The sequence below is a fragment of the Dyadobacter sp. LHD-138 genome, from assembly GCF_030929615.1.
GTDB lineage: Bacteria > Bacteroidota > Bacteroidia > Cytophagales > Spirosomataceae > Dyadobacter.
Genome location: NZ_JAVFVU010000020.1, coordinates 111,006 through 135,978 on the forward strand (window position 1 = coordinate 111,006; position 24,973 = coordinate 135,978).

At 43.8% G+C, this 24,973-nt stretch carries 23 protein-coding genes; 15 read left to right on the plus strand and 8 right to left on the minus strand.

Annotated features, from left to right (window positions below):
* Positions 1-28: 28 nt before the first annotated feature.
* The gene (locus RB622_RS16180; RefSeq protein ID WP_308047615.1) at positions 29-1,831 is read right to left on the minus strand and encodes a DEAD/DEAH box helicase; all 1,803 of its coding nucleotides are present in this window, start codon (positions 1,829-1,831) and stop codon (positions 29-31) included.
* Positions 1,832-2,441: 610 nt separating this feature from the next.
* Here RB622_RS16180 and RB622_RS16185 point away from each other — a divergent pair.
* Complete coding sequence (locus tag RB622_RS16185) at positions 2,442-2,987, plus strand: outer membrane beta-barrel protein (RefSeq protein ID WP_308047616.1); 546 nt, start codon at positions 2,442-2,444, stop codon at positions 2,985-2,987.
* A 69-nt stretch (positions 2,988-3,056) separates the two neighbouring features.
* On the opposite strand, the gene ald is transcribed toward RB622_RS16185, so the two are convergent.
* The gene (ald, locus tag RB622_RS16190) at positions 3,057-4,169 is read right to left on the minus strand and encodes an alanine dehydrogenase (RefSeq protein WP_308047617.1); all 1,113 of its coding nucleotides are present in this window, start codon (positions 4,167-4,169) and stop codon (positions 3,057-3,059) included.
* Positions 4,170-4,354: 185 nt separating this feature from the next.
* On the opposite strand from ald, the gene RB622_RS16195 reads away from it, so the two are divergent.
* The 8 genes from RB622_RS16195 (at position 4,355) to lepB (RB622_RS16230) (ending at position 11,822) form a co-directional block, all read left to right on the plus strand.
* Positions 4,355-4,816 (plus strand): Lrp/AsnC family transcriptional regulator, encoded by a 462-nt coding sequence (locus RB622_RS16195; RefSeq protein ID WP_308047618.1) that lies wholly within the window; start codon positions 4,355-4,357, stop codon positions 4,814-4,816.
* Between the two features lie 97 nt (positions 4,817-4,913).
* Complete coding sequence (locus RB622_RS16200) at positions 4,914-5,936, plus strand: SPASM domain-containing protein (protein ID WP_308047619.1); 1,023 nt, start codon at positions 4,914-4,916, stop codon at positions 5,934-5,936.
* 163 nt (positions 5,937-6,099) lie between these two features.
* Positions 6,100-6,897: an AAA family ATPase gene (locus RB622_RS16205; RefSeq protein WP_308047620.1), complete on the plus strand. Its 798-nt coding sequence runs from the start codon at positions 6,100-6,102 to the stop codon at positions 6,895-6,897.
* Positions 6,898-6,929: 32 nt separating this feature from the next.
* Entirely contained in the window at positions 6,930-7,859 is a 930-nt protein-coding gene (locus RB622_RS16210) for a ParB/RepB/Spo0J family partition protein (protein WP_308047621.1), read from the plus strand.
* Positions 7,856-8,563, plus strand: a complete 708-nt coding sequence (locus tag RB622_RS16215; protein WP_308047622.1) for a DUF5683 domain-containing protein — start codon at positions 7,856-7,858, stop codon at positions 8,561-8,563. Before RB622_RS16210 ends, RB622_RS16215 begins: the two co-directional genes overlap by 4 nt.
* A gap of 45 nt (positions 8,564-8,608) precedes the next feature.
* A complete protein-coding gene (gene dapB, locus RB622_RS16220; RefSeq protein WP_308047623.1) occupies positions 8,609-9,328 on the plus strand; it encodes a 4-hydroxy-tetrahydrodipicolinate reductase in 720 nt (239 codons plus the stop codon).
* A gap of 27 nt (positions 9,329-9,355) precedes the next feature.
* Complete coding sequence (lepB, locus tag RB622_RS16225; RefSeq protein ID WP_308047624.1) at positions 9,356-10,489, plus strand: signal peptidase I; 1,134 nt, start codon at positions 9,356-9,358, stop codon at positions 10,487-10,489.
* 148 nt (positions 10,490-10,637) lie between these two features.
* Positions 10,638-11,822, plus strand: a complete 1,185-nt coding sequence (lepB, locus tag RB622_RS16230; RefSeq protein WP_308047625.1) for a signal peptidase I — start codon at positions 10,638-10,640, stop codon at positions 11,820-11,822.
* Positions 11,823-11,864: 42 nt separating this feature from the next.
* On the opposite strand, the gene RB622_RS16235 is transcribed toward lepB (RB622_RS16230), so the two are convergent.
* Positions 11,865-13,688: an alpha-amylase family glycosyl hydrolase gene (locus RB622_RS16235; RefSeq protein WP_308047626.1), complete on the minus strand. Its 1,824-nt coding sequence runs from the start codon at positions 13,686-13,688 to the stop codon at positions 11,865-11,867.
* Between the two features lie 138 nt (positions 13,689-13,826).
* Between RB622_RS16235 and dprA the strand changes: the two genes are divergently transcribed.
* Complete coding sequence (dprA, locus tag RB622_RS16240; RefSeq protein ID WP_308047627.1) at positions 13,827-14,966, plus strand: DNA-processing protein DprA; 1,140 nt, start codon at positions 13,827-13,829, stop codon at positions 14,964-14,966.
* A gap of 2 nt (positions 14,967-14,968) precedes the next feature.
* Positions 14,969-15,598, plus strand: a complete 630-nt coding sequence (locus RB622_RS16245; protein WP_308047628.1) for an ATP-binding protein — start codon at positions 14,969-14,971, stop codon at positions 15,596-15,598.
* Between the two features lie 65 nt (positions 15,599-15,663).
* Here the strand turns inward: RB622_RS16245 and RB622_RS16250 are convergent, their stop codons facing one another.
* Together RB622_RS16250 and proS are read right to left on the minus strand one after the other, a co-directional pair.
* A complete protein-coding gene (locus RB622_RS16250; protein WP_308047629.1) occupies positions 15,664-16,095 on the minus strand; it encodes a peptidylprolyl isomerase in 432 nt (143 codons plus the stop codon).
* 61 nt (positions 16,096-16,156) lie between these two features.
* Positions 16,157-17,632 (minus strand): proline--tRNA ligase, encoded by a 1,476-nt coding sequence (proS, locus tag RB622_RS16255; RefSeq protein WP_308047630.1) that lies wholly within the window; start codon positions 17,630-17,632, stop codon positions 16,157-16,159.
* Between the two features lie 191 nt (positions 17,633-17,823).
* On the opposite strand from proS, the gene RB622_RS16260 reads away from it, so the two are divergent.
* Together RB622_RS16260 and RB622_RS16265 are read left to right on the plus strand one after the other, a co-directional pair.
* Complete coding sequence (locus RB622_RS16260) at positions 17,824-19,119, plus strand: hypothetical protein (RefSeq protein WP_308047631.1); 1,296 nt, start codon at positions 17,824-17,826, stop codon at positions 19,117-19,119.
* A 115-nt stretch (positions 19,120-19,234) separates the two neighbouring features.
* Positions 19,235-20,791 (plus strand): hypothetical protein, encoded by a 1,557-nt coding sequence (locus RB622_RS16265; RefSeq protein ID WP_308047632.1) that lies wholly within the window; start codon positions 19,235-19,237, stop codon positions 20,789-20,791.
* A gap of 51 nt (positions 20,792-20,842) precedes the next feature.
* Here RB622_RS16265 and RB622_RS16270 read toward each other — a convergent pair whose 3' ends face one another.
* From RB622_RS16270 to RB622_RS16280, 3 genes are all read right to left on the minus strand, one after another.
* Entirely contained in the window at positions 20,843-21,346 is a 504-nt protein-coding gene (locus RB622_RS16270; protein WP_308047633.1) for a shikimate kinase, read from the minus strand.
* A gap of 69 nt (positions 21,347-21,415) precedes the next feature.
* Positions 21,416-22,510 carry a BT_3928 family protein gene (locus RB622_RS16275; RefSeq protein WP_308047634.1) on the minus strand — a complete coding sequence of 365 codons (1,095 nt, stop codon included), beginning with the start codon at positions 22,508-22,510 and terminating at the stop codon, positions 21,416-21,418.
* Positions 22,511-22,545: 35 nt separating this feature from the next.
* Positions 22,546-23,091 carry a DUF1599 domain-containing protein gene (locus RB622_RS16280; protein WP_308047635.1) on the minus strand — a complete coding sequence of 182 codons (546 nt, stop codon included), beginning with the start codon at positions 23,089-23,091 and terminating at the stop codon, positions 22,546-22,548.
* Between the two features lie 172 nt (positions 23,092-23,263).
* Between RB622_RS16280 and folP the strand changes: the two genes are divergently transcribed.
* Positions 23,264-24,127: a dihydropteroate synthase gene (gene folP / locus RB622_RS16285; protein ID WP_308047636.1), complete on the plus strand. Its 864-nt coding sequence runs from the start codon at positions 23,264-23,266 to the stop codon at positions 24,125-24,127.
* 24 nt (positions 24,128-24,151) lie between these two features.
* A complete protein-coding gene (cdaA, locus tag RB622_RS16290; RefSeq protein WP_308047637.1) occupies positions 24,152-24,955 on the plus strand; it encodes a diadenylate cyclase CdaA in 804 nt (267 codons plus the stop codon).
* The last annotated feature ends 18 nt before the right edge of the window (positions 24,956-24,973 follow it).

The following is a 24,973-nucleotide window of genomic DNA, read 5'->3' on the forward strand; positions in this document are numbered from 1 at the left end:
TATATTGGTGTCAGAAATATCCAACGGATTATTTTGCAATATCAATTTGCACAGCTTTACCTTTTATGGTGTTACCGTCCATAGCGCGCAATACCGCACGGGCATCACGTTCAGGTACGTCAACGAAAGTAAATTTGTCATAAATATCAATCGCTCCGATTGTTTTACCAGGAATGTTTGCTTCGCCTGCAATCGCACCAACGATATCACGTGGCATGATATGGTCTTTGCGTCCAAGGCTAAGGAATAAACGAGTCATACCCGCTTCCGGTGCCGCTGTGCGTTTTGATTCGCCGTCACGTTCCCGTGGTGCACGCGATTCGCCGCTGCGTTCTCTGCTTGCAAAACGGTCGCTTCCACCACGACGGTCTCCGTCTCTTCCACCATCACGGCCACCTCTTTCGAAACGGCTGCCTCCTGATGAACGACGTTCGAAACGGTCGTTTCCGCCTTCACGACGTTCTCCACCACGTCTTTCTTCCCATGCAAGATTGCTGTCAGCGTATTCATTTTTCTGAACACCCATGATTTGTTTAGCAAGCGCAGCAACAATTTGTTCTGTTGAGTATCCGCTGTGGCGTAACATTTCCAATACATCTTCGTACAGGTCAATGTCGCCTTCCTGGATAGCCGCAGAGATGCTTTCTACAAAACGTGCTTTACGAACCCCAACAATATCTTCATAAGAAGGAATAACGCCTTTTTCGATTTTTACTTTTGTATAACTCTCGATTGATTTCAGACGGAATTTTTCGTCACGTGCAACCAGGGAGAAAGCTTTTCCGGACATACCGGCACGACCTGTACGGCCGATACGGTGTACGTAATATTCTTCATCCAAAGGAATATCGTAGTTGATAACCCCGTCAAGACCGCTTACGTCGATACCACGTGCAGCTACGTCAGTTGCAACAAGGATGGTTGTTACACCGGCCTTAAATTTGCTCATTACATTGCTGCGCTGTTGCTGACGCAAGTCACCGTGGATACCTTCTGATGCATAACCGCGAAGCTGAAGATCTTCAACGATTTCGTCCACTTTACGTTTTGTATTACAAAATACAAGCAATGATTTCAAATGATACATATCGATCAAACGAGTCATTACTTCCACTTTTGCCTGTGGTTTCACTTCAAAACAAACCTGTTCGATGTTCACGTTGGTAAGTTCGTTACGAACTACTTTAATCAACACAGGATCGTTAAGGAAACGTTTTGTGATTGACATAATCGGCTTAGACATTGTTGCCGAGAAAAGAATCGTCTGGCGATCTTCCGGCATGTCGGCCAAAATGCTTTCAATGTCTTCACGGAAGCCCATATCCAACATTTCATCCGCTTCGTCAAGTACCATCATACGTACTTCGTCAAATTTCAAAGTACGACGTTGCATATGATCCATTACACGACCAGGTGTTCCTACAACAATATGAACGCCTCTTTTTAGTGAACGGATCTGGCGATCGATTGAATCACCACCATATATAGCTTCAATTCTTATTCCGCGCTGAAATTTCGCAAGTCTTCCCAATTCTTCGGAAACTTGTACAGCTAATTCTCTTGTAGGGCATAGTATAAGTGCCTGAACTGCATTGCTGGATGTGTCAATACGTTCAAGTACAGGTATTCCAAAGGCAGCAGTTTTTCCGGTTCCTGTTTGAGCCTGACCAATTACGTCAGAACCTTGCATAACAGCAGGGATACCTTGCGCTTGTATTGGGGAGGGTTTTGTGAAACCCATTTCAGTTAAGGCTTTAAGGATGTTTTCTGAGAGTCCTAAATCAGCGAAGGTCTCAAAATCTTCAATTGTCTCAATTGTTTCAGTTGTCATCTATCTTATTGTTATTAAAATTCTTTAAAAATGATTTAATAGAAAGTGGCAGACATTAGATTCCCTCAATACAAAATCTGATTATTATTCATGACGAATAACCAAATCTGATACTTAAACAATCTGCACAATTTGAAATCACATCTGCTTGTTAAGGTAAACCAGACGAGGCCGATTCGGTACAACAAATCTGATGACGATCAGTTTTTTTTAGTTCAAAGGGGATTGCGCAAAGCCCACCACTAGACATCCGTGGGGCTCTGCATGACGAAACGGGTAAAAGCCAACCAGGCGTTTTAAAGGTTGGTGGCGCAAACTGTCGCCGAACCGTTTTAGAAGCAGAGAAGCGAACGGATGTTCGTTCTAATTTTTTTACAAAAGTAAGAATAAAATCTGAACAATCAAGTATTTGAGAAATAATAATTGTAATATTTTTAGAAACGATAATTTGGCGAGTATCGATGGGAAGCTGAAAACGGTGCTGTGAGTGCCCTAATTAACTTTTTTAATAAGTTTGGACACAGTTACTTTTTTGTATTAAGCCCGTATAAAGGATAAAATTACCTGTTTCGGTGCAGGTAACGTCATACACAACTATATACATACGACCATGAAAAAGATCTTTTTAAGTGCTCTGGTCGCTGCTGCGAGTTTAACCGCTCATGCTCAGCGTCATTCAATCCTCGTTTATGGAAATCTGGGGATCAACAGCAGCAAATCGGCCGCGGATGTGAAAACAAGCAGTTTCTCTTTTTCACCTGGGGTGGGTTATCAATGGGATGACCACTGGACGGGTGGGGTTAATCTGAAAACGGAAAGCTGGAAGACCGGATCCCCGGAAGTAAAATCGACTGCTTTCGGGGCCGGGCCGTTTATTCGTTATGCGCATCCGCTTTCGGATATCTTCGCAGTTTATGGGCAGCTGAACACCAATTTCTTATCAGGAAAAACAGCCGGAGTGAAAATGAATGGGGCAGAGGCTACTCTTTTTCCGGCGATCGGCGTGAATCTTAAAAACGGTTTTGCGCTGAACTTTAATTTTGGAAGTCTTGGTTTTACATCGGCCAAAGTAAAAGGCCAGGACAGGAGCAGCAGTTTCGGGCTTAACTTTGGAAGCGGTGCAGGGTTTGGTATTTCCAAGAACTTTGGATTGTAAAATCCTGTAAATAACCCGGGCTGCATCACATGGTGGCGCAGCCCAGGTTGTTGTGCAAGTTTATATCAATCAAAGCACCTCGCTAACCTCCGTGTAAGGCAGGTTCCAAGCATCGGAAACGCCTTTGAAAACGATCTTGCCGTGGACAACATTCAGTCCTTTGCGCAATTCTTCATTGTTGGTACAGGCATCTTTCCAGCCTTTATTTGCCAGCTGTAACGCATAAGGCAGGGTAGCATTGGTTAATGCAAGGGTAGAAGTATAAGGAACCGCCCCCGGCATGTTGGCCACACAGTAGTGAACAACGCCATCGACTTCATAAATGGGATCTTCGTGTGTAGTAGCATGAGAAGTTTCGAAACATCCGCCCTGATCGATGGCCACGTCCACCATAACGGTTCCTGGTTTCATCAGTTTCAACATCTCTTTTGTGATCAGTGAAGGTGCTTTTGCACCCGGAATTAAAACCCCGCCTATAATAAGGATAGAGCTTTGGATCAATTCACGGATGTTGTATTCGTTAGACATCACCGTGTCCACGTTGGCTGGCATAATATCTTCCAGGTAACGCAAACGCGCAAGGCTGATATCAACAATGGTAACATTGGCGCCTAAGCCCGCGGCCATTTTTGCAGCCTGCGTTCCAACAATGCCACCGCCCAGTACGAGCACGTTTGCTGGTTTTACACCCGCAACGCCGCCAAGTAAAATCCCGAATCCGCCCATGGGTTTTTCCAGAAATTTTGCACCTTCCTGAATTGCCATACGACCGGCGACCTCACTCATTGGAATCAATAAAGGCAGACTTCTGTCTGCCCGTTCTACTGTCTCATAAGCAAGACAAACTGCTTTGCGTCCGATCATTGCTTTGGTCAGCGGTTCAGATGAAGCAAAGTGGAAATAGGTGAATAGCAACTGATCTTCTTTAATCAAGGCATATTCGCTTTCAATCGGCTCTTTTACCTTAACAATCATCTCCGCAATGCCATAAACCTCTTCAATTGTTGGCAGAATGGTCGCTCCGGCTTCACTATATTGTTCGTCTGTAAAACCGCTTCCCTTGCCAGCCTCAGTCTGAACGTAAACTGTATGCCCGTGTTTACGAAATTCAGTTACGCCGGCTGGCGTAACAGCCACCCGGTTTTCATTGTTTTTGATTTCTTTCGGAACGCCGATGATCATAGTAATAGCAATTTTATATTTTGGGAAAGAGTTTATTTAAATCATTCTGTAAAAGTACCGGATTGTGGAAAAAGATTCTTTTGAGGTATTTAAATATAGAAAAAAAAACTGTTTTGGGTGTTTTGTCAGGAAAAATATCCTTTCATTTACCGTAAAATAAACCACCACTGAAAAAAACACTTTCTATGTCATTAGATGCTACGGATCGCCACATTCTGGAACTTCTTCAGGAGGACTCACAAGTTACGATGAAGGAAATCGCAAGCCAGATCAATTTGTCCGTTACACCGGTGCATGACCGCATTCGAAAACTGGAAAGAGAAGGTTATATTGATAAATATGTTTGCCTTTTAAACCGCCGGAAGCTGGGGAAATCGTTGATTGTTTATTGTAATATTACACTGGATAAACAAAAACGTGAGAGCTTTGAGGATTTCAATCAGGCCATTGTTAATATGAGCGAAGTTTTGGAATGTTCGGTCGTTTCCGGCAATTTTGACTACATGCTCAAAGTGGTGGTAGAAGACGGGGAAGCGTACAATCAATTTTACCAGCATAAACTTTCTGCCCTAAAAAGTGTGTTACACATCAGCAGCTATTTCGTTATATCCGAAATAAAGTATTCGACGGGTATTTCGGTTCGTTAGGGCTGTGATATTTTGTTTGATAAGCCATGGCAAAAGTATTGTTTACAAGCGGATTATCGATTTCGTGTTTCGGTAATGAAAGCTAAAAATTAACCAGATGAATAAAAATTTTAAAGATGGCCTGAACCTCATGTCGAAGGTTACTCCGAAGCGTGCATGGAATGCCATTCAGATATTAAGCAGTTATTTTTACTCGAAATCCACTGGCAGACCTGTTCATTGGGGAATGCCCATTGCCATTTCTTTCGAACCAACCACCTCCTGTAACTTACGCTGCCCTGAATGTCCGAGCGGGCTGCGTTCTTTCACCCGTCCGACGGGGATGATGGAAGAAAAACTCTACAAAAAGACGATCGACGAACTCGCGGATACCTTATTATACCTTATATTTTACTTTCAGGGCGAACCTTATCTGCATCCCAAGTTTTTCGAACTGGTGCAGTACGCACATGACAAGGGTATTTACACGGCAACTTCTACAAACGCACATTATCTGACGGATGAAAAAGCCAGAAAAACCGTGGAGTCGGGGCTCGATCGTCTGATCATTTCTATTGACGGAACCACGCAGGACACTTACGAGCAGTACCGCATCGGCGGAAACCTTGAAAAAGTGCTGGAAGGAACGCGCAATATCATCAAATGGAAAAAAGAGCTGAAATCAAGTACGCCGCATGTGATTTTTCAGTTTCTGGTGGTGAAGCCCAATGAACATCAGATTGAAGACGTCAAGAAACTGGCTGAGGAAATGGGTGTGGATGAAGTGGGTTTGAAAACGGCGCAGATATACGACTACGAGGAAGGATCTGATCTGATACCAACCATTGACAAATATTCCCGTTATAAGAAAGAGAAAGGCGGAGGTTTTTCGATCAAAAACAAGTTTGTTGATCATTGCTGGAAAATGTGGCACTCCTGTGTTATTACCTGGGATGGCGCGGTGGTGCCCTGTTGTTTTGATAAGGATGCCGAATATCAATTGGGCGATATGAAGCGGACCAGTTTCCGGGAGTTGTGGCGCGGCAAGAAGTATACCGACTTTAGAGCATCGTTGATCCGGTCAAGATCCGAGATCGAAATGTGCAAGAATTGCACGGAGGGAACACAGGTTTGGGCGTGAAACATTGGTTTTTTTGATATATATTCGAAAAATTAACAAATATTAATACGATATAACATTCTGATATACAGGTTTTAAATAGTTATTATTAAAACTCCGTGGAACATTTTTTGGTGGTTTGCTCCGAATAATTGAAATTTGGCATTGGTAACTCACACAATTCATGGGCAAAGTAATTGCAATTGCAAACCAAAAAGGCGGAGTAGGTAAAACTACTACCGCGATTAATCTTGCTGCCAGCTTGGCAGCACTGGAATTCCGTACGCTTATTATTGACGCAGATCCGCAGGCGAATTCTACCTCAGGACTGGGATTTAACCCTCAGGAAATGCAGAACAGCATCTACGAATGTATGGTAGAGGATGTTCGTACAAGCGATGTCATTTTGGAAACCGATTTCCCAAACCTCAATCTATTGCCGTCGCACATAGATCTGGTAGGGGCGGAGATTGAAATGATCAACCTTAAAAATCGCGAGCAGCGCATGAAAGATGCGATTGCGGAAGTGCGCGACGAATACGATTTTATCATTATCGACTGTTCACCTTCTCTGGGTTTAATTACCATCAATAGTTTAACCGCGGCAGATTCTGTGATTGTACCCGTTCAGTGTGAATATTTTGCATTGGAAGGTTTAGGGAAACTCCTGAATACAATCACCATTATCCAGTCACGACTCAACACAAATCTTGCGATTGAAGGTATCCTTTTAACCATGTACGACCTGCGTTTACGCTTGTCGAACCAGGTGGTTAATGAGGTCACCAGCCATTTTGAGTCGTTGGTATTTAATACAATCATTCCCCGCAACATTCGTTTAAGTGAATCGCCAAGTTATGGTATTCCTGTTTTGGCGCAGGATGCAGACAGCAAGGGTGCTATCAGTTATCTGAATCTGGCCAGAGAGATTCTGACTAAAAACGGATTGCTTTCTACGGATGCACATCAGGGAGTAAATTGATCAATTGTATTTAGGGGAGATCATAGCGCAGAATGGAAACAACCAATAAAAATAAAAAAATGACCGGTCTCGGGCGAGGCTTGGGCGCATTGTTGCAGGATTCGGACAAGGTGAATAACACGCCCCGTCCGAGTACAAGACCTTCGTCTCTTGATGCAGTCGGTTCGATGAACGAGATCGAGCTGGATCAGATAGAAGCGAACCCATATCAGCCCCGAACCAAGTTCGATCAGGAAGCACTTTCGGAACTCGCAGACTCGATCAGGGTCCAGGGGATTATTCAACCAATTACGGTTCGCCAGCTTGGGCCGGACCAGTATCAGCTTATTTCCGGTGAAAGACGTTTGCAGGCCTCGAAATCCCTTGGGATGGTGAGCATTCCGGCTTATGTGCGGACTGCGAATGACCAGCAAATGCTGGAAATGGCGCTGATTGAAAATATTCAGCGTGAAAACCTTAACTCGATAGAAATTGCCCTGAGCTACCAGCGCCTGATTCTGGAATGTAACCTGAAACAGGAGGAGCTTGGTGTGCGCGTGGGTAAGAACCGGACTACGGTTAATAACTACATCCGTCTTTTGAAATTGCCGCCGGTGATTCAGGCTGCTTTGCGCGACAACCGCATCAGCATGGGGCACGCCAGGGCAATTATCACCATCAACAGTGACCAGATCCAGCTGAAAATTTTCAATAAAATTATTGAAGAAGGATGGTCGGTTCGTAAAGTAGAAGAAGAGGTGCGCAAGCTTGGTATGATGAGCAGCATTTCTTTTGAGACTAAAAAACCGGTGACGGTCAACCAGGAAATAAAATCGCTACAATTCCAATTGTCTTCCTTTTTTGGGGCAAAAGTATCTGTGAAAAGCAGTGACGACCATAAGGGTGAAATTAAGATTCCTTTTGAGTCTCAGGATGAGTTGAAAAAGATTTTGGAAACGTTGAAATTTAATAGCAAAGCTTGAAAAAGTGGTTTTTGATAGGGATTGTCCTTTTTATCTCTGGTAAAGGAAATGCCCAGACTGTCGGGCCGGATGGTGGAAATGGGAAGGCTGCCAAAATTGTAGTTGCAGATACAGCGGCAGTAATGAAGGGCGATACTTCTTTATCAAAGGTGACAAAGAAATGGATGCCTAATCCTAAAAAAGCCACGCGTTTGGCGGCGATGATACCCGGATCCGGACAAATTTATAACCGCGACTACTGGAAAGTTCCTTTGGTGTATGCGGCGCTCGGAGGCGGAACCTGGACTGCGCTCTATTGGAATGTCAGGTATAAGGATTTCGTAGAAGGATATAGGAGCTTTTATGATCTGGATGATCCGACAAGCGCGGGATACGGAAAGTTTAAAAAGGGAGTAACGTCGGATACCAGATTGCCGATTTTTTATCGGGGAGGTATTTTAAATGGCGAGCGCGTGGATTCATTGATGTTAACTGTGGATCAGGTTAAAAGAGAGAAAAGCCGTTACAGACGTTACCGTGAAACCGCCATTGTGTTTACCGTTGCGCTTTATGCTATTTCCATCATCGAAGCCAACGTTGCCGCACATTTAAAAACATTTGACCTGTCGGACGACCTGACATTGCATGTTTCGCCGAAAATTCAGCAGCCCAATATGACCAGGCCTACACCCGGTGTAAGCCTCGTTTTTAATTTCCGGAAATAAGAGATATTAGTTAATAAAGTATTGATTGAAATTTAAGTTTTTAAAATGAAAATATTATTGCTGGGTTACGGCAAAATGGGTAAAACAATCGAAAAGATTGCCTTGGAAAGAGGACACGTTATCGTCGGGAAAATAGATGTCCAGAACCGCTCGGAAATGGAAAATCTCGGAAAAGACGATGTTGACGTTGCCATTGAGTTTAGCTCTCCCGAATCGGCTTATGCCAACATCACGTATTGTCTTGAAAAAGGCTGGCCGATCGTATGCGGCACCACAGGCTGGCTCGAACACCGCAAGGAAATTGAGCAGCTTTGTGAAAGTAAAAAAGGTGCATTCTTTTACGCTTCCAATTACAGTATCGGGGTTAATCTCTTCTTCCGTTTGAACCGTCAGCTGGCGCGTTTGATGAAAGGGCAGAATTACCACGCTTCCATGACTGAAATCCACCACATTCACAAACTGGATGCGCCAAGCGGAACGGCCATTACCCTTGCCGAAGGCGTTATTGCTGAGGATGAAAAAATCGGCGGATGGAAACTGGATCCGGAAGATGGGGAAGGTTTTATTAAGATTAAAGCAGAAAGAGAAGGAGAAGTGCCGGGGACGCATATCATTCGGTATGAGTCGGAGGTGGATACCATTGAGATTTCTCATACAGCACATAACAGGGCTGGTTTTGCGTTGGGTGCCGTGGTTTCGGGAGAATGGCTTCCAGGCAAACAAGGTGTTTTTGGAATGGATGATCTGTTAAAAAATTTAGACTAGTATACGTAACGCTCAATAAATCAGAATATGGCTTTTAATAAGGGATTAACCTCTGCATCATCTTCCAAAAGTAAAAAATCAGGAGTAAGAGAGTGGTTTGACTCCATATTGTTCGCAGTGATCGCTGCAACACTTATCCGGTGGTTGTTCTTTGAAGCATTTACAATTCCGACACCTTCGATGGAGAACAGCCTTTTAGTAGGCGATTTTTTGTTTGTTAGTAAATTACATTACGGAACGCGCACGCCAAAAACGCCGTTGCAGGTTCCGTTAACCCACCAGACTATTTGGGGAACCAACATTCCTTCCTACACGGACGCCATCCAATTGCCGCAATTCCGTTTGCCGGGTTTCAGTGACGTTAAACGCGGCGACGTGGTCGTATTTAACTATCCGCCGGAATTACAACACCCGGTAGATCTGAAGACAAACTATATCAAAAGATGTATGGGGCTTCCCGGCGATAAACTGGAAGTGCGTGACCTTCAGGTTTTCGCAAATGGCACAGCCGTTGAGAATCCTCAAAGGATGGAAAATGAATACTTCGTTGCGACAACGACCAGTGTTAACGAAGCGAAGATTTTTAAAGAAAATGGAATTTCTGAGTACAACACGTATCAGGAAACTTTTAACGATACCATTCCGGGAAATGACCAGTCGGGATATTTGGTGTATACTACCGTTGAACTGGCTGCGAAATTGAAGCAATACGACTTTGTGAAAGACGTGACTTTAGTGAAAGCTTCGAAGGATATCAGCGAGCCAATGCTTTATCCAAACTCGGAATTATTTAAATGGAACCGTGATAACTACGGTCCGATTACCATTCCAGCTAAAGGAATGACCGTGCAGCTGACGCCTGAAAATGTTGCTTTGTATGGTCCGGTGATCAAAAATTACGAAGGAGTAGACGCGGTTGAAATTGACAACAACACCGTGAAAGTGGCTGGGAAGGTCATTACAAGTTATACTTTCGATCAGGATTATTATTTTATGATGGGAGATAACCGTCACAATTCGGCTGATTCACGTTACTGGGGTTTTGTTCCCAAAGACCACATCGTCGGAAAGGCGGTATTTGTATGGATGTCGATCGATCCGGCACCGACAAGTTTCTTAGGGAAAATTCGTTGGAGCAGATTATTCCGCGTAATTAACTAACCGAAAAATTTTTAAGATTGAAAAGGGGAGAAAAGTATTGCACTTTTCTCCCCTTTTTGTTTTAAATCAATATACAGTAAAATTATATATATAAGAATTTGGATGTTATTTGCGAATCCTGTACTATTGTTAAAGATATAAACAAGCCATGATAACTCCTGTTCATAAAGAAGCACCGCGTACGCCTGTGAAAACGAAGAAAAAATCGGCTGTCCGCGAATGGCTGGATTCTGTGCTGTTCGCTGTGATTGCCGCCACGCTGATCCGGTGGCTATTTTTTGAAGCATTCGTCATTCCGTCGTCCTCCATGGAGCATACGCTGCTGGTCGGCGAATATTTGTTTGTAAGTAAATTACACTATGGCACACGTACGCCAATTACGCCGTTGCAGGTCCCGTTATCGCATCAGACGCTGTGGGGAACCGAAATACCATCTTACATGGATTTGATTTCTTTGCCGAAATTCCGTTTGCCAGGCTTTTCGGATGTGAAAAGGGGCGATGTGGTGGTATTCAATATCCCTTCCGAACATCCGGGTCTTTACCAGAAATACAGCCATGTGTTGCCCAATCTGAAACCGCATCCGATCGATCTTCGAACCAACTATATCAAAAGATGTGTGGCGCAACCCGGCGACCAGTTTGAACTGAAAGACGGTCAGGTGTATGTCAATGGGGCAAAAAGTGAAAATCCGGAGGGCTTGCAAAGTGATTATTTTGTTTCGTCAGGAACCGCTATCAATGAAACCAATATCTTTAAAAAGAATGGTATTACGGAGTATTCGCCTTATACGGAAACATTTGACGACAGCCTTTCCGCTAACGACGAGCAAGGTTATATAGTCAAAACTACCGCTGAAACTGCTGAAAAGCTAAAATCCTATGACTTTGTAAAACGCGTACAGATGACTGTATTGCCGAAAGGGATGAAAGAAACGTATCTCTATCCAAATTCGGAAAGATTCGGCTGGAACAAGGATAACTATGGCCCGATCGTTATACCAAAAGAAGGAGTGAATGTCAGGCTAACCGATGACAACATTGCCTTGTACGGCGAAATTATTCAGTATTTTGATGGGAATGACGACATTATCGTGAAAGACAGAAAAGTCACTAAAAGTGGAAAGGTAATCGACAATTATACTTTCCGGCAGGATTATTATTTTATGATGGGGGATAACCGGCATAACTCGGCGGATTCCCGTTATTGGGGATTTGTTCCGAAAGATCACATTGTCGGAAAGGCGGTATTTGTGTGGATGTCTATTGATCCGGATCCTTTGGATTTTGTAAATAAAATTCGCTGGAACCGTTTATTTAGGATTATTGAATAACAAAAAAGCTTCCCAACCGGGAAGTTTTTTTGTTATTATGGGCTATTCTTCCTGAGAAAATATCAAAGCCGTGTAAGGTGGAATCTGCAACGGAACATGCTGGGGTAACTGATCAAATTCTCCTTCGACGGTCGAAACATCGAAAACGCCTAAGTTAGAAAAATCCTCATCGTAATTTTCATTGTCGCTGTTAAAACGGAGTTTCCAGGAGCCGGGCCTTGGAAACCCGACTTTGTAATCGTCAAAAGTTTCTGTTGAAAAATTGAGTATGACGACAACGCTGTCTTTCGGTCCGCCGTTTTTGTAGCGGTGCATGACAATGACCTTTTTCTCGTCATCGGCACGTATAATCTGAACTTCCTGTCCCTGCAAACCCTCGGTGACGCCAAACCAGTTTCTTCGTAAATGGATCAGATCGCGGTGCAGATTGATAAAACCGCTGAATCTTTCCAGTCTGGACCAGTCCATTGGATCGCTGTCCGAAAACCATTTGTCTTCCAGAAGCGGCTGTCCCTGGAAAATCATCGGGATACCGGGCGAAGTTAATACCAAAGCTACGCCCAGCGCTGCCCGCTTCTTGGAATACCAGTTGTCCACGTCGCCGTCGGCAATTTCTTCGGCCACTCGCGCCTGTCCGTTGGCTACCTCGTCGTGGGATTCCGTGTAAATAATCCGCTGAAACGAATCCGTGTTATAGCGGCTGGTAATGGCGTCTGCAATAGACGGAATATTACGGTTTTTATCATCGGGTGTGATAATGGCTTCACGAACGGCATGTACAAATTCGGCGTCCCACTGAGAGCCATAACCCATGCCGTTGTTTTCAACCGAGTTTGTTACGAAATCCAGCGCGTGCATATCTTCGGCGATGGTGATCCGGTCCGGGAAATTCTCTTTAATATCTTTATTGATCCATTGCATCAGTGAGATACCGTCTTGCAAATCATTTCCAGGATTGCCATCAGCCTTGACATTCCGGATGTAAACGACCATATCCATGCGCAGCCCGTCGATCTGGTAATCTCTTAGCCACATCAGGGCGTTATCATGGATATACTGCCTCACTTCCCCGCGCCCGTAGTCGGGTCTGGTATTACCCCAGGGTGTGTGGGATTTCCAGTCGTTGTAAAAATAAATACCTCCGCCATCATTTTCTGACCAGCCGTCAAAGCGCCAAAGATCAAGATCCGACGGTCCGAAATGATTGTAAACCACATCCAAAATCACGGCGATACCAGCTTCGTGGGCGGCTTTAACGAATGCTTTTAGCCCATCAGGTCCTCCATAATCAGATTCTATTGCGAAGGGATTGGCAGGGTTATATCCCCAGGAACGATCACCGGGGAATTCGGAGCAGGGCATGAGTTCTACGGCATTAATGCCCAATCCTTTTAGATACTCAATTTTTTCAATGGCGGTGAAAAAAGTGCCGACCTTATTTTGTTCTGTTACGTGGAACGTTCCAATGTGTAATTCGTATATAATCAGCTCATTCCAGCCTGGCATTATATATTGAGCGTCTTTCCAGTCAAAACTTGCATGGTTATAAACCACGCCGTTCCCGACTGAGTTGGTCACCATTAAAGCATAAGGATCCTTTCGCTGAAAATCACCTGACGGTGTTTTTAGCGAAAATTTATATTCATCGCCTTCTTTCGAATTTTCTACGAGAATTCCCCAGTTCCCATTTTCTTCGGGTTGTAATGGATGGGTTTCTGAATTCCAGTCATTGAAAGTTCCAACGACCGAAACGCTGTCGGCGTGCGGTGCCCAAACCCTGTAATAAACTCCCTGAGGATGACAAACTGCTCCCATTCCTTCGTAATGTTCTAAAATGCCGGTATCGTTAGTGTCTGGGTTTTTCATCTGGGATTTTAAATGTGAGAATTTTTCAATGGATTAAGCAAATCTTATGCCAGCAGAACTTTGGAGAATATATTGTTATCGAATTGAGGTTTATGGTTCATATTTTTTAATTTGCAGTTCAAACACACTATAAATAACATGCTGGAATTACCCGAAAGTGAAAAGCTTTGCACGCTGGCTTTGGTGAACACGCCGGGCATTGGTTCTGTGACGATCCGGTTGCTGATCAGTTACTGTGGAAGTGCGGAAAAAGTGTTTAAGGCGGATTTTAAAAAGCTTATAAAAATACCCGGGGTTGGTGAAAAGGTTGCCCGGTTGATCTTAAAAAGAGAAGGCTTGGCCCAGGCTGAAAAGGAGTGGACCGACTGCATTAAAAGTGGTGCTGCGCTTCATTTTTTTTCTGATAATGCTTATCCGAGCCGTTTAAAATCGCTTTACGACGCGCCCGTTGTACTTTACTCCAAAGGTCATTTCGATTACAACAGCCATCGGACGGTGGGCATCGTGGGTACAAGGCAGATCACCGACTACGGAAAAGGCATTACGGAAACAATTATCAGGGATCTCGTACCTTATGGTCCGCTGGTGGTGAGCGGACTTGCCTACGGGGTGGATATCACGGCGCACAAAGCTAGCCTGAAACATGGCCTGTCAACCATTGGTGTAATGGCCAGCGGTTTAAACGTGATTTATCCCGCTATACATCAGAAAACGGCTAAGGAAATGCAGGGGAACGGAGGTTTGGTAACAGAAAATGCCCTGGCGACCAAACCGGATTCTATGCGTTTTCCGGCGAGAAACAGAATCATTGCCGGATTGAGTGATATCACCATTGTGGTGGAATCTGCGAACAAGGGAGGAAGTCTGATCACCGTTGAATTTGCACAAAATTATCACCGGGAAGTTTTTGCAGTACCCGGAAATATTACCAGTACGCAGTCAGAAGGGTGTAATCAGCTGATCAGGGAAAATAAAGCGTCGATTTTTACGTCGGTTCAGGATATGGCCGAGGCGATCGGATGGAGCTCGAAGAACAAAGAAGGTGTTGTAAGTGTTAATAAGGTGAGCAGTCCGGGCGAGTCAAGCCTGGTATTTGATGGTTTTACGCAGGACGAGGGGCAGGTTTTATCTTTGCTGAGGAGGCAGGGGACGATGCAGGTTGATGAATTGTCGTGGCAGAGCGGGATGCATTTAAATAAATTGGCGACGCTACTTTTGAACCTAGAATTTCAGGGCGTTGTAAAGTCGTTGCCGGGTAAAAAATATGGTTTAATTTAAGCATGAAAAAAAGTACAGTACAATTAATCAAGGAGGGAGAGGGGTTAACCGTTGAATTCAAAAGAACGATTGATAGTCCATATAAAATTGCCAAAACGATTGTTTCCTTTGCCAATACTTCCGGTGGCGTTTTGCTGGTCGGGGTAGGGGATAACCGGGAGTTGCTGGGCATAAAATCTGAATTAAACGAACTGGAAAAACTGGAAAAAGCCTGTACCCAGCTTGTTGACAAGATGATACCGGTCCGCTTCAAATCAGAAAAACTGGACAACCGGGTTCTGCTGAGGGTCGAGATTGACGAAAGCCAGGAACGGCCGCATTATGCGATCAATGAAAAAGGGCAGCGGATGATTTATATCCGCGTAAAAGACAAAAGTGTGCCGACTTTAAGACTGTTTATTGAAGGCGAAAGCGATATTGATACGAAAACGCTGCTGGCTTCCCGACATGTGCGGACACTGGTTCAATATTTGAAAGAGTACGACTCAATCAATGCAAAAGCGTTTTCTCGGATGATCAATATTTCAGAAAAAAGAGCCGAGCGGATGATGAACGATCTGGCCGAGAAACAGGTGTTATTGAAATTAAAAAAAGGAAAACCCGAATTGTATAGCCTTAAATGGGGTGAGTAGCGAGATAAAAAAACGGGGCTTCGAATTTTGACATTCGAAGCCCCGTTTTTTTATCTATTGAAATACTATTCAATACCTACAAGTTCCAGTTCAAAGATCAGGTCCTGACCTGCCAATGGATGGTTTGCATCAAGAAGTACATGCGTTTCCGTCACTTCTTTAACGATCACCGGAATTACCTGGCCATTGCCATCCTGATGCATATTAAGCGTAATGCCTACTTCCAAAGGAATATCAGAAGGAATTTGACTGCGGTCAAAGTTAACGATCATATCTTCATTGAGAGGGCCGTATGCCTCTTCGTTAGGGATATGGATGGTCTTTTTGTCTCCAACGGCCATACCGGTAACACCGTCATCAAAGCCTTTGATCACCATCCCGCTTCCCAATTGAAAAGACAATGGTTCACGTCCTGCCGAGGAATCAAACAGTTGGCCATCCGGAAGAGTGCCTGTGTAGTGTACCTGGACAGTATCACCTGCTTGTGCTTGTTTCATTTTATTAGAATCTATTGGTAAAAAAATATGTTATTGGTGATTTGACGCGTTACAAAGGCAATTAATAAGCTCTTGCAAAAACAACACGCTGCGTCGAAGGTTTACCCGTGTAAATACAAACACCGGCTTCTTCCACAGCATTCAAAGGAACGCAGCGGATCGTTGCTTTAGTTTCCTCTTTGATTTTTTCTTCAGTCTCGGAAGTTCCGTCCCAGTGCGCTAAAATGAAACCACCTTTGGTATCAAGCACCTTGTTAAATTCTTCAAAAGTATCCACCTTGAAAGTATTTTCCTCACGGAAAGCCAGCGCCTTGTTGTAAATGGATTCCTGAATGTTATCCAATAGATCACTGACGTGGTCGATGATGCCTTCCAGGGAAACAGTTTCCTTTGTTTTGGTATCACGACGGGCTACTTCAACGGTATTATTTTCAAGGTCGCGAGCACCCATAGCCAAACGAACCGGAACACCTTTCAATTCGTATTCGGCAAATTTATAACCTGGTTTGTAGGCGTCGTTGTTATCAAATTTAACGCTGATTCCTCTCTTCTTCAATTGTTTGGTGATTTCACCAACTTTTTCAGAAATCAGGGCCAGTTGCTCTTCATTCTTGTAAATAGGAACAATAACCACTTGGATCGGCGCAAGTTTTGGAGGTAAAACCAAGCCCTGGTCATCCGAATGTGCCATGATCAGCGCACCCATCAAACGCGTACTCACACCCCATGAAGTTCCCCAAACGTATTCCAGTTTTCCTTCCTTGTCCTGAAATTTAACGTCGAACGCGTTGGCGAAATTTTGGCCCAGAAAGTGTGAAGTTCCGGCCTGAAGTGCTTTTCCGTCCTGCATTAAGGCTTCAATACAATAGGTATCCACTGCACCGGCAAATCTTTCATTAGCCGTTTTTACGCCCTTAACAACCGGAAGCGCCATCCATTCTTCTGCAAACTGCGCATAGACTTCAAGCATTTGTTTTGTTTCTGCTACCGCTTCTGCTGAGGTAGAATGTGCCGTATGGCCTTCCTGCCAAAGAAATTCGGTTGTTCTTAAAAACAATCGGGTACGCATTTCCCAGCGAACAACATTCGCCCACTGGTTGATAAGCAAAGGCAGGTCGCGGTAGGACTGGATCCAGTTTTTATAAGTACTCCAGATCACCGTTTCCGAAGTAGGCCGGACGATCAGTTCTTCTTCCAGTTTTGCGTCGGGGTCAACGATCACGCCGCCGCCATTCGGGTCATTCTTTAATCTATAATGTGTTACAACCGCGCACTCTTTTGCGAAACCCTCTACGTGTGAAGCTTCTTTGCTCAGATATGATTTCGGGATAAATAAGGGGAAATAGGCATTGGAATGACCTGTTTCTTTAAACATGTCATCCAGCGCACGCTGCATTTTTTCCCAGATCGAATAACCGTAAGGTTTGATAACCATACAGCCACGAACAGCGGAAGTTTCAGCCAAATCGGCTCTTTTTACAAGTTCATTGTACCATTCGGAGTAATTTTCACTGCGGGTTGGTAAGGCTTTACTCATTCTTCGTAAATATTATGTAATGGAAAGGAGTATGACGGTTTGTCGCTTCGCTTTTTAATGAAGTTGCAAAGATAGTTTTTTATGTTAACTTTGGAATTAATGTCATACTAATGATGTTTTATTCACAGTCCGGTATAAAAATTATTGTATATTAGAGACAACATTCTAAATAACTAAGAGCCATGGGGAGCATGAATAATTTAAAATATCTTTCACTGATACTGCTTTTTGGCGTGGGTGCCTGCACCAACAACCAATATGCATCTCAGGGAGGATATGACGACCTTTACGGAGGTAATCCAAATTCAGGAGTAGTTACAAAAAATAACAGAGACAGACGCGCCTCAGAACAATTGTCGCGCTCCAATAACCCTGATTATCAGGAATACACGGATGAACAGGCGAATGGAAATGCGGACTATTATGATGATTCATACCTGTCGGCACGTGGTGTTCAACGGAATTTGTCAAGTTCTGCGGGTTATAACGCAGGGTTTACGGACGGATTTAATCAGGCCACACGTTTATCCAATCCGTATTACGGCTACACACCGTATTCAGGTTTTAGTCCTTATTTCGGCGGTAGCGGTTTGAGTCTGGGACTTGGCTTTGGTTTTGGAAGCATGTTCAGAATGCGCCCTTACATGAGCCTTGGTTATGGCTTCGGTGGCTATTCTCCATATTCTTCGATGTACGGTTACAGTCCTTACGGGTATGATCCGTTTGGTTATGGCTACGGATCGGGACTTTATGGTTATGATAGCTATTACGGCATGGGAGGTTACGGCGGATACGGCGGTTATGGCTTCGGATACAATCCATGGGCATACAGCAGTCCTGTAATTATTGTCAACAACAATACGGACAGAAGAGGATATGCGAGAACCTACGGCAACCGGGTTTCCAATGCAAACGCGAGAACTTCGGAACGTTATAATTCAAGTTTTGTAAACAGCCCGCGTTCTTCAAATTCGACAAGAGAGCGTAGTGCAAGAACTTCTGGCGGTGATACTTATTACACGTCGCCAAGGTCTTCATCTGGCAGCCGTGGTTATTCAAACAACGGACGGGTAGGTGCTTCTGATGCAAATTCAGGCAATACCAATACAAGAAGTTATTCAAGAGGTGGAAACACAAGCGACGGAAATACGTATTATTCCCGTCCGAGATCATCAGCTGGCAGCAACTATTCTTCGGATAATGTGAATACTTACACGCCTTCACGTGCCACGAGAACTTACAGCAATGATTCATATCAGGCACCTTCAAGAAGCCAGTCTAATTATTCGGCACCTTCACGTAGCACGCAGACCTATCAGGCGCCTACCAGAAGTTATGACAATAATAATAATTATAGCGCTCCTCAAAGAAGCAACAATACTTACAGCGCGCCAACCAGGTCTTACAGTGCACCAAGTTATAGTGCGCCAAGTAGTGGCGGAGGCGGCGGAGGTGGTCGTTCTTCATCATCAAGAGGTCCACGCTGATATCAGGAATGATTTTTGTAATTTAAAGACATAAATTGACCCTGCAAAATGTCATAATTTTGCAGGGTCTTCGTTTAATAACCAATATATTAAAATAAAAAACGCTACAATTGTCATGAAAAAACCGGGAATATGGATTGGACTATTTTGCAGTTTAACGCTTTCCATTCCAACCTTTGCTCAATATGCTTCCGACGCATTCAGATTTTCAGAGATTAACCAAACAGGAAGCGCACGTTTTCAGGCACTTGGCGGAAATCATACGGCACTTGGCGGGGACGCCAGTTCTATCAGCGGGAATCCTGCGGGGTTAGGTTTTTACACAAGATCGGAGCTTAGCCTGAGCCCGTCCGTCACTAATTTTAGCACCAAAACCAATTACATCGGGCAGAATACTTCTGATAGCAAAGCCAATTTTAATATTGCGCAGGCTTCTCTGGTCATAACAAGTCAGCCAAGTTTTCAGAGAAAATGGAAGCGGTCTTCTTTGGGAATATCTTATTCCCGCCAGCAGTCGTTCCAAAACAGGTTTAGCTACGCAGGGCAAAATAACAGAAGCGCCTATGTTGACAAAGTGGTGGATAATGCCAGTAATGGAAATTTATTGGTTTCTGATTTGAATAACGATTATTTGCCAGGTACGCCGAACGATCAGCCGCTGGCTTATTCGGAAGCGGCAGCGTATTATGGCATGAAATATATTTATTCCAATTCAGCCGGTGCACCTTATTTCAGGGATGACAGGGAGAGTTCGTCGTTACAGACCGGCGTTTTTGAGTCAACCGGAGCGCAGACGCAATGGAATATTACCTACGCCGGAAATTATGATGATAAGTTATATGTGGGCGGATCGGTTGGCTTTAACCGGATCAAATATGATTACTCGCATTCTTTTACCGATAATTTCACAGACCCAACTATTTTCAGAAGTGCGACGGCAAATGAAGATTTATCCGTAAGAGGTAACGGGATTAATGCAAGTTTTGGTATTATTTACAAGGTGTCTCCGATCTTACAATTTGGCGGGTCGTTGACATCGCCTACTTTTATGGCCATGAAGGAGACTTTCAACCAAAGCCTTCAGGCAGATTACATCAAAGGATCTTTGGTTGATGACAAAGGGAATGAAGCCGGACCAACGGATACTTTTATTCCTGTCGCACCAAATGATTTTGAATATTCGATCACAAGCCCGTTCCGGGGTTCTTTGGGTGCTACTTTCTTCCTTTCCAACAAAGGTTTTATTACGGGTTCACTTGAGTATGTTGGTTACGGTGCTATGGGGGTCAGAACAAAATTCTACACTTCCAGCGCAGACAACAAGGCCTTCAAGGATGATTACAAAGCGGAGATTAAAGACACTTACAAAGGTGGTGTGAATGCGCGTATTGGCGGGGAATACCGTGCTGGGATGCTGAGAGGCCGTTTGGGATTGGCTTACCTTTCGGATCCTTATAAGATCAATTCAGATGGTATCAACAGAGACAAACTCCTATTGTCGATAGGAGCCGGTGTACGTAACGACCGTTTCTTTGCTGATGTTTCAGGAACTTACAATGCCTTTAAGTCCGTGTACACGCCCTATTTTCTGAACAATTCGGCGGATTATGCTTCCGCCAAAATAAACAACCACATGGTTAATATCGTATTATCCGTGGGGACGTTTTTTTAGGAAAATAAAGCCGTAAAAAAGCTGAGCTCGTTAAGGGCTCAGCTTTTTTTGTTATAAAAGTGGCTGGACAATGGCCGCGAGTTGAGAAACGTCGCTATCGCCGGACAACGTAAAATCTGCGCGGGAATAAAAGGGCAATCGTTGCAGATATTTTTGTTCAAGCTCGTTTTCAAGTGACGCAGCGCCGGATAACAAAGGCCTGTCATCTTTGCCATGGTTCTGAATACGTTTGGCCAGTTCAACGTGGTGCACATCCAGAAAAATACTGATCCCCGACTTTTTAATGAAATCCATATTATCGAAGAAGCAGGGCGCTCCGCCTCCGGTGGCAATCACAACGCTGCGGTTTTCGATTGTATTTTTTAAAATCCGGCTTTCAACTTCTCTGAAATAAGGCTCACCTTTTTGTGTGAAAATCTCGTGGATCGTCATGCCCTGGTCTTTTTCAATCAGTTTGTCCATATCGACAAAGCGATAGTCAAGGAGCCGGGCAAGTTTTTTTCCCAAAGTAGACTTACCGGAAGAGGGCAGCCCGATTAGAAATATATTTTTCATGAATTACAATACAGAAACAGCAATAATTAGGTTGTAACGAAAAGCAGATGGCGAAATGGACAGGTGAATTTATTTGACCAGCTCTTCCAAAACCTCTTCCGGAGAAGGCGTGTCGTTATAATGCCACTTGCCTTTCACTGTTCCCTCTTTCAAAAGCCATAACCCCGGGTTCGAGCGTGAGATTGTTTTCAAAACAGTTGCATCAACGAAATAGTAAGGCAATGAAAGCTGATGCTGCGTAAGGAATTGGGTAATTTCATCGCTGCTGGCAGATGTGAGCACGATGGGTTCCACACCTTTCTTTTTGACTTCATTCACCAGTTTTTGGATATCCGGAAAAGCAGCCGTGTTGATGTCTGTCAGATTTTTAATGATCAGAAATAATTTCTTTCCTTTAAAAGTCTCTTCGGTGAAATCACCGGCATCGTTCCAAACCCTGTAATCCGTGATCGTCGGTTTGGCATCTTCGTTCAATACCACCATTTCTTTAAATACCATCGTGGTATCCGTCGGATATTGCTCAAATTCCACTTCTTTGCCTCCTATGGTGAAAATATATTTATATCGCAAAGGTTCGGATGGTTTCATTTGGGCCGGAATGTTGGCTCCTACACGGTATGCCAGAAGATCAAGAATGGGCAGATGTCTCAATGAATAAACCGCTATCCCCAAAGAAGCCAGGGTAGAAAGTGCGACAATAAAACCGGTAGGCTGCGTTTTGAAAATCTTTCGCTTATATATAATGATCAGGATCAGAATCAATAAGAACACATCCTTGCCAAACGATGTCCACGGTGTCAGCTTGATCGCCGCCCCGAAGCAGCCGCAATCCGTCACCTTATTAAAGTAAGCCGAATAGAAAGTAAGGAAAGTAAAGAAAACGATGATCAGTAGGAGCAGCCAGGATATGGTTTTGGGTTTATAACCAACAAGCAAAGCGATGCCCAGCACAACTTCCGCAGCGCAAAGAAATACTGAAAAGTAAAGTGCAAACGGGATCAGCGCTTCAAAAAAATGCTGAAAATGCGAAAAGTCGGTTGCGAAAACCTCAAAATATTCTTCCAGCTTGTATTGGGTACCGACGGGATCGTTCAATTTGATCAACCCCGAAAAAATAAATAATAACCCTACAATAATCCGGGAAACATGTGCAAGAATCTTCATTTTTGGTAATTTGTTAGGCAGCCGTCGTTTTCGTTTTAATTTGTATGTAAACCGTTTGACTTAATCAGACAGAATACCGAGTAATTGATGATGTCCTGATAACCTGATTTTACACCTTCTGAAACGAGCGTAAAGCCTTCATTATCTTCAATTTGCTTGATTCTTAATAACTTCATCAGGATAATATCCGTCATGGAGCTCACCCGCATATCACGCCACGCCTCGCCGTAGTCGTGATTTTTGTTAAACAGCAATTCTTTTACTGCGTTAACCTGGCTGTTGTAGAACGACGTCAGTTCGTCGGCGCCAATTTCTCCTTTCTCCGTTCCAAGCTCTACCTGGATCAACGCCATGACACAATAGTTAATGATTCCGATGAACTCACCAGAAATATCGTCATTAACTTTTTGCACACCTTTTTCCTGAATGGTACGGATGCGCTGGGCCTTGATGAAAATTTGATCAGTTATAGAAGGAATGCGCAAAATGCGCCATGAAGTTCCGTAATCTTTGTTTTTTTTTGTAAAAAGATCTTGGCAATGCTGAATGATTTCCTGATATTCCGCTTCGGTCGATTTCACGCGTACTTAATGTGTTTGGCTTAATTAATTCTAAAAAATGTACAGGAATAATGTTGGATGAGCTGTTCTGAAATTAACGGCTAGTCTGATCGAAGGAAATTGCTGTACTAAACCGACCGTCAACCATTAATTGAGAAAAACACGCTTTTTATTCTAATATCATTGCTGTTATATGGCGCAAGTTAGTAAAAAAACGATCAAAATTCAGGGGCGGTTACTGGATCTTTCCATACCGCGGGTGATGGGCATTTTAAATATTACGCCGGATTCTTTTTATTCGGAGAGCCGGATGAAGTCCATGGATGCGGTTGTTGAGAATGCTCGAAAAATGCAGGAGGATGGAGCCGTTTTGATTGATATCGGTGGCTACTCGACCAGGCCGGGCGCGAAGGAGGTCAGCGAAAGTGAGGAAATGGACCGTGTTGTGCCGGTTATTGAGCAGCTAAATAAGTATTTTCCTGAACTTATAATTTCTGTTGATACCTTTCGTTCAGAAGTGGCAAGGCAGTCTGTTTTGAACGGGGCACATATTATTAATGATGTCGCCGGTGGGTTGCTGGACGAGGGAATGTTTGATGTTGTGGCGGAGTTGGGTGTACCGTATATATTAATGCACATGCGAGGCACGCCGCAAACGATGAATACACTGACGGATTATGATTTTCTGGTGCCCCGGATTTTACAGGAATTGCAGGAAAAATTGATTTCCTTGCGTCAGCGAGGTGTTTCAGACGTTATTATTGACCCGGGCTTCGGTTTCGCAAAAACTACGGCTCAAAATTTTGCACTGATGAAAGATCTTTCTGAATTTCATGAACTGGGTTGTCCGCTGTTGGTCGGGATATCAAGGAAAGGTATGATTTACAATACCTTAAAGATTACCGCGGAGGAAGCTTTAAACGGAACCACAGTTTTAAATACGATTTCTTTACAGCAGGGCGCGTCTATTTTGCGTGTTCATGATGTAAAACCGGCCGTTGAGGCTGTAAAACTATGGATGGCTACTAGCGGTATGAATGAAAAATTAGTAATTTAGTCGTGAAATAATATTGAATTTCTTATGCGTGTTGGTTTTTTGAATGTTAACTGGACTGATATTCTGGATGTTTTTTTGGTATCGATACTTCTTTATCAGATTTATTTTCTTGTTCGGGGCAGTATAGCAAGCAGGGTTTTTTTAGGATATTTGTTTGTTTACGTCTTTTATCTGGTTGTAAAAGGCCTTGGATTGGGGCTGCTGACGGCTATTCTGCAATATTTTATGGGCGTGGGGGCCGTGGCGCTGATCGTTATTTTTCAGCAGGAGATCCGGCGTTTCCTCTTGATCATTGGAAAATCGACCATTTATACAAACAATGAGTTTTTGAAAAAAATACTTGGAAGCACGGTTTTAGACTTAAAAAACAAAAATCTGAAAGAAATTATAGATGCCAGCAAGACCATCGCATCCAATTTCAACGGCGCGTTAATCGTCCTGAACAAGCGGGATGATCTTGGGAAATTTATTGAAACGGGTGAAATGCTTGATGCGCGCGTGTCAAAACCTTTAATTGTTTCACTTTTTAATCAGTATAGCGAGCTGCATGATGGCGCTGTTGTCATTGTTGATGGCAGACTTAAGGCGGCACGTTGCGTGTTACCTGTTGCCGACGGTGTGGATGTGCCCAGTTCGCTGGGATTTCGTCACAGAGCTGCCATGGGAATGAGCGAAGCCACTGATGCTGTGGTGATTGTAATTTCGGAGCAGACAGGTAAGATATCGCTTGCTGTCGAAGGCGAGCTGCTGAGCAACATTCCGGTTTCCGAGTTGGAAGCGCGCGTGGCAGAATATCTGTCTTCAGATGTACAGCGTTTGGTGAAGTAGATAATATGGTTTTCTTTA